The sequence below is a fragment of the Thalassolituus sp. genome, from assembly GCF_034111725.1.
Taxonomy (GTDB): Bacteria; Pseudomonadota; Gammaproteobacteria; order Pseudomonadales; family Oceanobacteraceae; genus Thalassolituus.
In genome coordinates, this window is the sequence record NZ_JAWUWR010000026.1 from 1 (window position 1) to 11,799 (window position 11,799).

Here is an 11,799-nt window from a genome sequence, read left to right on the forward strand (position 1 = left end):
GTAGCGTTGGGGATTGTCGTTGGCTTGTTAACCTATGTTGTCCCCGATATCGTTCAGGTATTTGTGAAAAATGGTCAGGAGTTGCCTTGGCTGACGCAAACTATGCTCGACATTAGTACTTTTATAACCGACTACGGCTTAGTAACGGCCATTATTGCGGTTGTTGGAATAGTGGCCTTTGTGCGTGGACTCAAGAGTGAAAAATTCCGGTTTGGGTTTCATGTTTTTTTACTTAATGTGCCCGGTTTAAATGGATTTGTGCGCGATGCTAATACGGCTCGGTTTGGTAGTACGTTAGCGATCCTAACGAGTAGTGGCGTGCCACTAGTTGAAGCCATGCGCATCGCTAGTCAGGTTGTCACCAATATGGCGATTAAAGATTCATTAGCCGCTGCTACGGTGCGGGTTAGTGAAGGTGGAACGTTAAATGGCGCACTTGCTGAAACTAAACATTTCCCACCTATTATGCTGCACATGATTGCCAGTGGCGAAAGCAGTGGTGAGCTAGATTCAATGCTCGCTCGCACTGCATCCCAACAGGAGGCCAACCTTGAAAATACAATTTCAGCCTTGGTCAAAATTTTCGAACCCGTGATGCTACTAGTGATGGGGGCAATTGTTGCCACTATCGTTGTTGCCATCATGCTCCCAATTCTTGAACTTCAAAAAATGGTGCAATAGGAGAATGATAATGCCCGTTAAAAAACGCCAGGCTGGTTTTACCTTGATCGAAGTAATGGTCGTACTAGCAATTATCGGCGGTATTATGGCCTTGGTCGCAGGTAACATTCTTGGATCTGCAGATGATGCTCGAATCAAAACAACCAAAAGCCAGATCAAGTTGATCGAAGGCGCATTGGATATGTACAAGCTGGATAACTACACCTATCCAACCACCGAGCAGGGTTTAGAAGCGCTTGTTAAGAAGCCTTCAGGTTCGCCAGAGCCAAAGAACTATCGCAGTAGTGGTTACCTTAAAGGCAATTCGGTGCCTACTGATGCCTGGGGTGGTGAGTTCTTATACTTCTTGAATAAAGGTCAGTACGAGATCATTTCTTTAGGTTCAGATGCCTCTGAAGGTGGTGAAGCCGACGCCGCTGATATCAGCAGTCAGGAAATGTAATGACATATCGGCAGCAACAGCAGCGGGGGTTTACCCTGTTAGAAGTAATGGTGGTGCTTGTCATCATCGGCTTGTTGCTGTCGATGGTTAACCTTGGCGGTAGCGGACGTCAGGCGCAAAGCGAAACTGAACAGCTTGCTCGCCGCTTTCAAGGTGCATTCGACATGTATCGCGAAGAAGCTGTGTTTCAGAATTTTGACCTAGGCGTAGCGATACTGCCAGAGACTACCGCCTTGCTATCTTATCAAGATATCAATTCCCAAGAATTTACCACTGGACTGGATCGCGAAGAGCTCGATGCGCTCGCGAAGAATCCGTGGCAAGCCTACAGTGGGCGATTAGGCGCTACGATTCAAGTGCCAGAGCAAGTGTCGCTTGCGTTGTTTGTTGAAGGGGTTGAGGTCGATACCGAAACCCTGCAAGGCGATGATGACGAGGGTCCACTACCGGCTCTATTATTTCTATCATCGGATGAATACACCCCGTTTCGAATAGAGCTTGGACATATTGATGATCAGGCTTTTCTTATTACGGTGAAAGGCGATGGGTTTGGTCCAGTAACCATTGAGGTGGAACGCTTTGAAAATTAAGCGCAGCCGCGGCTTTACCCTGATTGAAGTTATGATCGCCATCACCATCTTCGCAGTTGTTGCGGTCACGATTACCGATACCGCCAGTATGCGGGTCAACAACCTGCTTTATATGGCAGATAAGTCGTTAGCGTCTTATGTTGCGGAAAACCGCATGGCAGAAATTCGTTTGGCTGGCCAGCCCGCGGTAGGAACAAGTAACGACACGACCAAGCTTGCCGATCGCGAATGGCGCATTAATGTCGTGGTTGAAGCGACGGCTTTTCCCGGCCTTAATCGTGTCACTGTTTCTGTGGCCGACATCAATAACAAAGAAAATTTCTTAATTTCGCTGGCAACCATTATGGGCACTCATTGATATGAAACGTGAGTGCGCAAGACAGGCTGCAAGAAAAAGACAGCTACGACAACAAAGGGGTTTTACCCTTCTGGAAGTGATGGTGGCGATTAGCATTACTGCCATTATTGGGGTCGGTGCTGTGCAGTTATTAAGTAATATCAGCGAGGCGTCGCGTAATACTGATATTCGCTCAGAGCAATTGGCTGGCCTTCAGCGTTTTAACCAAGTCATTACCCGCGACTTAGAACAGTTTATTAATCGCTCGATTCGAGATGAGTACGGCGACACCCAGCCATCGTTGTTGCTAGACAACGGTGACTATTTACTTGAGTTTACTCGAGCGGGTTGGCGCAACTCCCCGGTTGCTAATGATCCGCGTTCGACACTTCAACGAGTAGCCTATCGTATAGAGCCGCTTGATAGCGACGAATGCGAAAGCGCTCGATTGAGGCTGGAGCAGTGGGGCGAAACAGATCCTAAAGGCGATTGTCTAGTACGTTATTTTTGGCCGCACTTAGATCGCTCCACCGATATTGAAGTGCAATCGCAAGTGGTGCTAGAGCAGTTGGTTAGTCTGACTATTGAGCTTACCGCCGAAACCGCCCCCACTGAAGTCGGTGTTCAATCTGAGCGCACAAATTACGATAGCTGGCCGCCTGTTTCGGATCCTAATAAGCCGGAGTATCCGATTGCTATGCGTTGGCAGATAGAACTGCCACGACTTGGTTTTATCGAGCGGCTTTGGTTGTTAGCTCATGACAAGGCAGATACCTGATGTTGTCGTTGTCGTCACGTCGAAATTACACAAATAGGTTAACTGGTAAAAGCCGGCAGTCCGGAATGGTGCTGTTGATGGTGCTGTTGATATTTTCTATCGTTGCGATTCTTGCCACATCCATGATTGAACGACAGTCCATTGACCTTGAGCGAGTCTCAGGTCAGTTGGCGTTACAGCAAGCGCGCGAGTTTTCCTATGCCGCAGAGCACGCAGTGCGGCAAGGCCTATATATGGATTGGGAAGCCGACAAAGAAAAGGATCACCTTGGTGAGGAGTGGGCTGTAGATCGATCCTTTCCGCTAGAACCTGGAACGATATTTCTCCATTTGTCGGATGCTCAAGGGCGTTTTAACCTTAACAGCTTGGCGCCAGACGCTCCGAACAAAGCCATTCAAACCACACGTTTTCGCCAATTGCTCAATTTGCTTGGTTTGGATGTTGAGCTGGCAACCGAGTGGGCCAATTGGTTGAATCCAGAGAGTCAAGATGATGATCGCTATCTATCGGCGGAAGTTTCTTATCGCGCTGCCTATCAAGACTGTAAGCATACCTCAGAGTTGTTACTTATCGAGAATATGGATGCTGCGTCTTACAGTAAATTAGAACCTTATGTCGCTTGCCTGCCGGTTGCGGCTCAGTTAAACGTCAATACTGCGCCAGCGATTGTGCTGGCTTCATTAGATAGCGAACTTACCCTTACGGATGGGCAGGCCATTGTAAATGCGCGCGGGGACGATGGTTTTAGCAGTGTTGATGATTTTTGGGCACTAAGTCAGGTTGAGCCCTTTACCAAGGCACGCACAAACGGTCAGAATGACGATAATGAATCCAATGGCGGTCAATCGACAGATAGTCGCTGGAGTAAAACGGATTTCTCCGTTCGTACAGAATACTTTGAATTGTTTGCCCGAATAGATTTGGGTGGGCGCATGGCGACACTGGAAGCGGTTATTCACCGCGCTGTTAATACCGTAATTATGACGACACTGTATCGTGACTTTTCACGGCGAGAATCGCGTCCGGTAGACCCAGTTAGCACAGCTAATCAAATAGAGTAATAGGATGACAACGAACACAATCAGAGTGCAGTGGCATGCCACTCTAGGTCAATGGACAGTCCATACCAATCAAGAAGTGAAGTCGTTGGAAGAATGGGCGGACACCCTGCCGGAATTGACGGCGGTAACCCTGCAACTATCGGCAAGTAACTATGTCGCTCACTGGGTATCATTGCCCGGTATTAAAGCGCGCATGATTAATCGCGCTATGCCGTACGCTTTAGAAGAGCTAATTCTTGGTGATTTGAACGATTTTACGGTGCTTACGACCGGTAGCTATAAAACTTATCATCGAGCTTATGTCGTTGCGAATGAGATTACAGAACGCCTTTTAGCATTGTGTGATTTGCACCATGTGAGAGTCCAAGCGCTAGTTCCTGAAACAGCAGCCTTGCCGCTCATATCAAGCATTCAATACGATGCGGGAGATTGGTTGATTCAGCTGCCGGGACGTTTTGAAGGGCGAGTGCCGGAGAGCGCAATTGCAGCCGTTTTAGAGTCAGTGCTTGCTGATTTTACCGCCGATGAATTGATTATTGTTGGCAATAACCTCGATCAAGCTAATTTATTAAAAACCAGTATCGAAACCGGCTATCCAGATTGCTTCGGTTCGATACGTATAGAGCCTACGTCGCCCGCTTTATTGTCGATCCCCGCAACAGCCGATTTGCTTTCAGGCAAAGGTCTGGCTCAGCAAGAAACTCAAAAGGCCAATAAGTGGTGGGCTGGTATTGTGGCCATGACTGCAGTATTTGCAGTGCTGTCGGGTTTGTATTTGTTTGCAGATAATAGGCTCAAAGCTCAACAGGTCGCAGAGGTTAGAAGTCAAAGTCTAGCCTTGTACAAACAGTGGTTTCCCGGCGAGCGGGTTCGCAGTTTAGAGCGTCAGTTTCGTGAAAAATTAGATGGCGGTGCGACTGCTGGTAGCGGCGGCTTTATCGCTATGATGGCAAATGTATCGCGAGTTTATGCCAGCGCGTCTTTGCAAAAAAGTATTGAATTGCAAAGTGTTCGCTATGCGGATCGTCTTGATGAGCTGGTGATCGAAGTTACCGCAACAGCAATGGGCGATTTGCAGACCTTCAAGCAGGCATTGGAGAAAAGTGGAATGACAGCCGATATTGCATCAGCAACGACAGACAAAGGCGTAGTAAAAGGGCGCTTAAAAGTCGGAGGCGCCGCCGCATGAAAGCGTTCGCCACCATCACAGATCAGTTAAATAAAGACCCTCGTGTTACCGCAGCAAAAGACTGGTACGGCCAACTTCCTGGGCGTGATCGTAATATTGTTAATGGCGTAGCGATATTTGCCGCGTTAGCTATCGTCTTCTCGATTGTGTTTGCGCCTATGTTAAAGCGCCAAGATACACTCGCGGTTGAGTTGGATAAGCAGCTGGCACTTTATAATCTAATGGCAAACAACGGTGCGCAATTCAACAATGGCACTACTGGGGTTAGTGCCGCAGCGGAGCAGCCGTTGCTGGCTGTTGTGACGCAGCAAGCGCGTAAAAGTAACATAACCTTAACGCGCTATGAACAAGACGGCAGCGGCTTACGCATTTGGCTAGAGAATGTTTCATTCGACGACACCATTACTTGGCTAGAAGCTCTGAATTCACGCTTCGGCATCGTCGTGAATCAGATTAATATCGACAAAGATACTCAGCCGGGCCGTGTTGATATTAGGGCTACTCTTATAAGGGCCGGTAGTTAATCCCAGTTGATAGCACAGCCGGCTGCGCATCACTCCATTGCGCTACACCAAATCGCACCACCCATCGAGGTAAGCAATGAATTACGATTATGATCTTTTGGTGATTGGCGCTGGCTCTGGCGGCGTACGCGCATCCCGTATGGCGGCAGCTCGCGGCAAAAAGGTCGCGGTTATAGAAAGTCGTTATTTAGGAGGCACTTGCGTTAACGTCGGTTGTGTTCCGAAAAAGCTATTCGTATACGCATCTGAATACGCCAGTCACCTAAAAGAGGGCGCAGGCTTTGGCGTCCATGCGACGTTAGATCACTTCAATTGGCCTGAATTGCGTGATAATAAAACCAACGAAATCAAACGTTTGAATGGCATATATGACAATATGCTTAAGAATGCAGGCGTTGAAATTATTAATGGCTCTGGGTCGATTATTGATCCTCACACAGTGGCTGTTAGCGAACAAAAGTTAACGGCAGAGCGGATTTTAATCGCAACGGGTGGCTGGCCTTTCGTCCCTAAGGTTCCTGGGGTCGAATTCGCAATAACTTCGAACGACGTATTTTATCTCGATGAATTTCCACAGCGCGTTATCATCGTCGGCGGAGGCTACATCGCCGTTGAATTTGCCGGTATTTTTAACGGTTTAGGGGTCGAGACAACGCTGGCGTATCGCGGCGAACAAATACTGGGGGGATTTGATAATAAGGTTCGTGAGTTTGCCGCCAACGAAATTGCCAAGAAAGGTGTGCGCATTAGCACTGGTTGCGATATCCAAAAGATAGAAAAGCAAACGGATGGCAGCTTGGTGTGCTGGTTCAATAATGGTGAAGCGATTACTTGTGATGCAGTCATGTATGCTACCGGGCGTCGACCGATGACCGATGGTTTGGGATTAGAGGCTATTGGTGTCGCTATGCGTGAAGATGGCACTATCATCGCAGACGACCAGTTTAGGACCTCGATAGAGAGTATCTATGCGTTGGGCGATGTTATCGGCACCCCGGCTCTAACACCTGTTGCATTAGCCCAGGGCATGACATTTGTCGCACAGCAGTTTGACGGCGATGCCACTCCAACAGACTACAACACCATTGCCACTGCGGTTTTCTGCCAACCGAATATCGCTACTGTAGGGCTAACCGAAGAAGAAGCTTTATGCCAATTTAGCGGTGATGTCAGTGTTTTTGAATCTGAGTTTCGCCCGATGAAACATACTATGAGCGGCATGAGCGAACGCGCTTATATGAAGTTACTAGTGCAAGCCAGCACGGATAAGATTCTTGGCGCGCATATGGTGGGTGTTGATGCTGGTGAAATCATGCAAGGGTTGGCGGTGGCGATGAAGGCGGGCGCGACTAAAGCTATTTTGGATAGCACTATCGGTATACATCCAACAGCGGCAGAAGAGTTCGTTACCATGAGAACACCATCTCGCCAGTTGTAATCCACCTGTTGTGTGACAATAAAAAAGCCCGTCCTTATTGATGAATAGGGGCGGGCTTTGTGTGTTGTGTTCAAGCGCTAAGTATTAGAGGTCCGGCCGTGATTCGTGCGAAAAGGTACACTTACAACGTCTAACCAATTGATTTCACTCTATTTAAAATACAAAAACCCAGGTTTGACTTTCTATAGACGAACAATACTAAACTAACTTCTGGCTTCGACCCCTGTGTGAATCGCCCCTAGTTATCTAGACACTCTTTAAAGTTACAATGTATTTAAAGAGGAGGCCGATATGGCTGGTGAACTCTGAGGGTACTCGACAGAAAGTCGATGAGTACTTGCTTGGATTTATCAAACAATTCTGGCTTGAGAGTGGTTGCGTTTATGGCTATCGAAAAATTCATAAAGATCTAAACCATGCGGGAGAGCACTGTGGGAAAAATCGTGTTCATCGACTGATGCAGCAGGCATAAATACAGGCAGAACGGGGCTACATCCGAAAAGCACGCTATGACAGCGGTGAGCTATCCAGCGTTGCCCCCAACCTACTGAATCGTGCATTCTGATCAAGGTTGCCAATACACAAGTTACGACTGGCAAAGCATGTTAAAAGCCAATAACTTAACCGTCAGCATGAGCCACAGAGGGAATTGTCATGACAATGCGTGCGCTGAAAGCTTCTTTGCCCTGTTAAAGCGAGAGCGTGTTCGCCGAAAAATTTATCGTACAAGAGAAGAAGGGAAGCGGATATATTTAATTATATTGACCTGTTTTATAATTCCACGCGTCGCAATGGTAATAATAATGACTTGTCGCCAAGGGACTATGAAAAAAAACTATGAAAAGAACTATTTTTTGAAGAAAATGGGTATCTAGATAACTAGGGGCGATTCAGACTTAACAAGCATTCGATTTATTCCTTAAATTTAATCTCATTTTTTGACATAAATATGCTAATAGAAACTTTGTAATAATCCTGTCAAGCCTATGTAAGGAAGCATCATTTTCGTGTAAAGCTGGTTGATGCGGGTTCTTTGATTTGCAAGTATGAAGCTAATAGTTAGCGACATAATGATTAATTTAAAGAAAATCACCCTATGATAAACTATATAAACGCTTCACTATTTTTATTAACTTTTACGCTATTGTCTGGATGTGACTCTGACGATGACTCGACCGCGGAGGAAGTTATAACGACAGAACCACCAGCTGTAGTCATCCCTAAAATCGCCAGTTCAGATTGGCCTGTGATTCACCAAAATAACCAAAGCACAAAAGATACCCTCATGCTTGGCCCAGAGGTTCTTGACGAAAGTAAAGTCGATGAATGGTTAACTTTCAATACCGTTTTATTACTACTTGGAGAAAACTATCTTTATCAACAGCCGGGGCAAGACACATCAATTTATGCCTACGATCCAAACAACCTATCCGCGGGACCTGTATTTCGAGTTAATCTAGGTGCTTCCTTTCCCGATGTTGGCGGCGGAATAATAGATGACAGTGGAAACCTCTGGTTCAATTTGCAAGATCGCATTGTTAGACTTTCAGAAGACTTATCTTCTGCTACCTATTCTGAACATATGGCTGATACGTTTCCAGCTACCGTTACTCCTAAAAATAATGGCATGACTTTATTTTCTGATGGCAATATATTATCGACTTCTACAGGTAAAGATGCATGGTTAGTTTCGACCGCCGTAAATGAAAATAACGAATTTCCCGTAATTATCTACTTTGACTTCACTCAACTGCAATTAAACGATGAGTTTATTCTTGCTGACGAAACCCAGTTTAGTCCACGACCGGTGTTAAATGACAATGATGAATTTATTATCATGAGTGAAAGTTATATGGTGAAGCTAAGATACGATGCCGAATTAAAAACGATTGATAATAATATTATTTGGGCATTTAGAAACCCGGAAAATAACACCTCGATACAGTCGACTATCGCCATTTCACATGCAGTCATCATGGCTGATAAAACCTGCGCAGCCACTGGCCCGTTAAGCAATGTGGTTACTATGTTGCAAGCACGGGTGAATATACCACAATATATGAAAGCGATGCCTCTGGTCCTCCACGGGCTGGCCTTGGCGCCGTCGGCGAGTTTGGTCTTTACTTTCCAACCCCAGAAGGACTGGTACATATCCGAAACTAGCAAAACGTAAAATACCATTTCAAACGGCGCAAATAATAGTGGCTTTTACTTTATTAAAACAAAACTTCAAGGGTAAATTATGAGCAGCACTTTAACTTACATCACTTATTGCAAAATAAAAGCATTGATATCATTTAATTTTTTAAATTTCTTAATATTACTTTGTTTAATATTCAGTCTAGCCAGCTGTGGTGGTTCAAACTCAGAAGTCGCTGATGAAGACGTCGTGGCAATAGATCCTTGTGATCTGGGTGGTTGTGACGAGCCTATCGAAGAGCCTGCTTCTGACACAAATAAACTGACGTTTAATACAAACTTTGAAAGTGGACAAACGCACCCTTTGCGTTTATCTCCCGATGGTAGTCATTTATTCGCAGCCAATACAGCGGCCAATTCTGTATCTGTTTTTTCACTATCAGATCCCTCAACCCCAGAATTAATTGCAGAAATACCGGTGGGTATCGACCCTGTATCTGTGTGGCCAATCAATAACGACGAAGTTTGGGTAGTCAATCATGTTTCTGACAGCATTAGCGTTGTTTCAGTGTCACAAAAAATAGTGATCGATACCATTGCATCAGGAGATGAGCCAGCTGATGTTGTTATTGCAGGCACGCCAGCACATGCCTATGTTTCCGTGGCGCGCTCCAAAGAAATTCGTGTTTTTGATATAAGTTCTCATGCGCTAATTAAAATAATCCCTTTGCAAGGCGAACATCCTCGTGCGTTGACGGTTAGTCCCGATGGGGAAAAAGTGTATGTCGCTTTTGCATTATCAGGCAATCACACAACCATTGTGCCTCGTACGGCCAGCGCTGTGCCTCCTTTAGAGCCTGCAATAGCCGGTCTCCCTATCGCACCAAGAACGGGTCTAATTATAGATGCTTCTGATCCTGAATGGTTTCCTTCTGTTTTAGATTACACCGTTTTAGATCACGATATAGCAGAAATACTCACTTCAAATCAAAGTTTGAACCGTTATTACGATCGCGTTGGCACTGTCAACCTTGGTTTAACCGTCAACCCAAATAATGGTGATCTTTTCGTCACCAATACCGAGGCTCTTAATTTAACCTTCTTTTTACAAAATCTGCGTGGACATTTCGTTGACAACCGAATAACACGAGTGACTACCGGCGATAATTCTATCATCACACCGTTTGATTTAAACCCTGGAATAGACTATTCCCAACTCCCAAACAGTGCAGCATCATCAACCGCATTAGCTCAACCTACTGACATATTGTTCGATCCTTCAGGAGACTTTATGTGGCTAACATCCTTTGGTACCGACCGTATTGCTAAGGTCAATATCCATGGTGAAGTTATCGCCCGTATCGAAGTAGGAAATACACCTGGATCACAAGTGGATTCCGAAAATAAACGAGGTCCTCGAGGGTTAGCAGTAAAGACTACAGATAGGCGTCTATATGTACAAAATCGACTTTCTAATACACTGACAACAATTGATACCGATACCCTAAGCATTCTAAATGAAACCGCTATTGGGGAGGATCCAACACCATTGATAATCAAACAAGGACGCGGTTTTTTTTATGATGCTAAATTAAGCGGTAATGGCACATCTTCCTGCGCGTCATGCCATGTTGATGGCGCGACCGATAACCTAGCTTGGAACTTAGGCGATCTAGAAGGATCAATGGTCAGCGTAACCGATCCCATCTCCGGAACCATCGAGCGAATGCACCCTATGAAGGGCCCAATGGTAACCCAAACATTAGGGGGTTTAAAAGGTCATGCCCCTTATCATTGGCGTGGTGAAATGCCGGATCTGTTAAGTTTTAATGTTAATTTTGATAAAATAATGGGTGGAGTTGAACTTGAGGATGCCGATATGCAAAAACTAAGTGACTTTATGGACAGTATCACTTTGCACCCTAATCCAAACCTCAAGCTTGATCGAACTTTTGATGATAATGTGCTGGGTGGTGATCCCATTGCGGGACTGACAAGATTTCAAGAACCGGGCTTTTTGGGTTTTGAAGAAGCTTGTAGCTCGTGTCATTCGTTACCTGATGAACCATTTAAGCTACAAATCTCTCCCGCAACTGGCGATGTCCGAGCTGCTAAAGTCCCCAGATTAACTCAAGTTTATAAGAAGCAATCCTTTGACAATTCCGACGGCGCTATTACAACATTAGGTTTTGGTGAAACCCAAGACGGGGCTGTCGCGAATATGGGAGGCAATGGTATTGTTTCATTTTTGGCCTCATGGGATACCGGCACAGCGCCAGCAGTCGGTGTGACTCAAACCATCAAATCGAATAATGTTAATGACACATCGGTTACCAATATTTGGAACACTTTAGAAACTCGTGCCCTAGTCGGTGACAATGGCATTTTTGTACATGGTCAGATTAGCGGAGCAATAAAACGCTTTTACTATTCTGTAGCAGATAACATTTATGTGGATTGTAACGATGGTGTTTCTTTAAGTCATACTGAACTAGTTTCCGAAGCAACAAGTGGTTCAACGTTCAGCGTGATGGGGGTTCATCCCGAAAGTGTTATTTGTGCTTCAGATATCAAACTGCAAGCGGAGGGGGGGAACAGTGACAATGGCTTTTAACTGTCT

General features: G+C 45.6%; 11 protein-coding genes and 1 pseudogene. All 12 read left to right on the top strand.

The window, feature by feature from the left end; all coding sequences use genetic code 11:
• On the top strand, positions 1–681 hold a 681-nt coding region (locus tag UXZ23_RS03835; protein WP_320819324.1), incomplete at its 5' end, for a type II secretion system F family protein.
• A gap of 10 nt (positions 682–691) precedes the next feature.
• The gene (gene gspG / locus UXZ23_RS03840) at positions 692–1,123 is read left to right on the top strand and encodes a type II secretion system major pseudopilin GspG (RefSeq protein ID WP_025265524.1); all 432 of its coding nucleotides are present in this window, start codon (positions 692–694) and stop codon (positions 1,121–1,123) included.
• Positions 1,123–1,713 carry a type II secretion system minor pseudopilin GspH gene (gene gspH / locus UXZ23_RS03845; RefSeq protein WP_320819325.1) on the top strand — a complete coding sequence of 197 codons (591 nt, stop codon included), beginning with the start codon at positions 1,123–1,125 and terminating at the stop codon, positions 1,711–1,713. Before gspG ends, gspH begins: the two co-directional genes overlap by 1 nt.
• Positions 1,703–2,071: a type II secretion system minor pseudopilin GspI gene (gspI, locus tag UXZ23_RS03850; RefSeq protein ID WP_015486909.1), complete on the top strand. Its 369-nt coding sequence runs from the start codon at positions 1,703–1,705 to the stop codon at positions 2,069–2,071. Before gspH ends, gspI begins: the two co-directional genes overlap by 11 nt.
• Before the next feature lies 1 nt (position 2,072).
• Positions 2,073–2,828, top strand: coding sequence for a type II secretion system minor pseudopilin GspJ (gspJ, locus tag UXZ23_RS03855; protein WP_320819326.1), 756 nt, complete (start codon positions 2,073–2,075; stop codon positions 2,826–2,828).
• Between the two features lie 65 nt (positions 2,829–2,893).
• Complete coding sequence (gene gspK, locus UXZ23_RS03860) at positions 2,894–3,889, top strand: type II secretion system minor pseudopilin GspK (protein WP_320819327.1); 996 nt, start codon at positions 2,894–2,896, stop codon at positions 3,887–3,889.
• Positions 3,890–3,893: 4 nt separating this feature from the next.
• Entirely contained in the window at positions 3,894–5,078 is a 1,185-nt protein-coding gene (gene gspL / locus UXZ23_RS03865) for a type II secretion system protein GspL (RefSeq protein WP_320819328.1), read from the top strand.
• The gene (locus tag UXZ23_RS03870) at positions 5,075–5,602 is read left to right on the top strand and encodes a type II secretion system protein M (RefSeq protein WP_320819329.1); all 528 of its coding nucleotides are present in this window, start codon (positions 5,075–5,077) and stop codon (positions 5,600–5,602) included. Before gspL ends, UXZ23_RS03870 begins: the two co-directional genes overlap by 4 nt.
• Before the next feature lie 76 nt (positions 5,603–5,678).
• Positions 5,679–7,040, top strand: a complete 1,362-nt coding sequence (gene gorA, locus UXZ23_RS03875; protein ID WP_320819330.1) for a glutathione-disulfide reductase — start codon at positions 5,679–5,681, stop codon at positions 7,038–7,040.
• 316 nt (positions 7,041–7,356) lie between these two features.
• A pseudogene (locus UXZ23_RS03880) lies at positions 7,357–7,881 on the top strand (IS3 family transposase); the annotation flags it as partial.
• Positions 7,882–8,136: 255 nt separating this feature from the next.
• Positions 8,137–9,213: a hypothetical protein gene (locus UXZ23_RS03885; protein WP_320819331.1), complete on the top strand. Its 1,077-nt coding sequence runs from the start codon at positions 8,137–8,139 to the stop codon at positions 9,211–9,213.
• Positions 9,214–9,282: 69 nt separating this feature from the next.
• On the top strand, positions 9,283–11,793 hold the full coding sequence (locus UXZ23_RS03890; protein WP_320819332.1) for a beta-propeller fold lactonase family protein: 2,511 nt from the start codon (positions 9,283–9,285) through the stop codon (positions 11,791–11,793).
• Positions 11,794–11,799 lie beyond the last annotated feature (6 nt).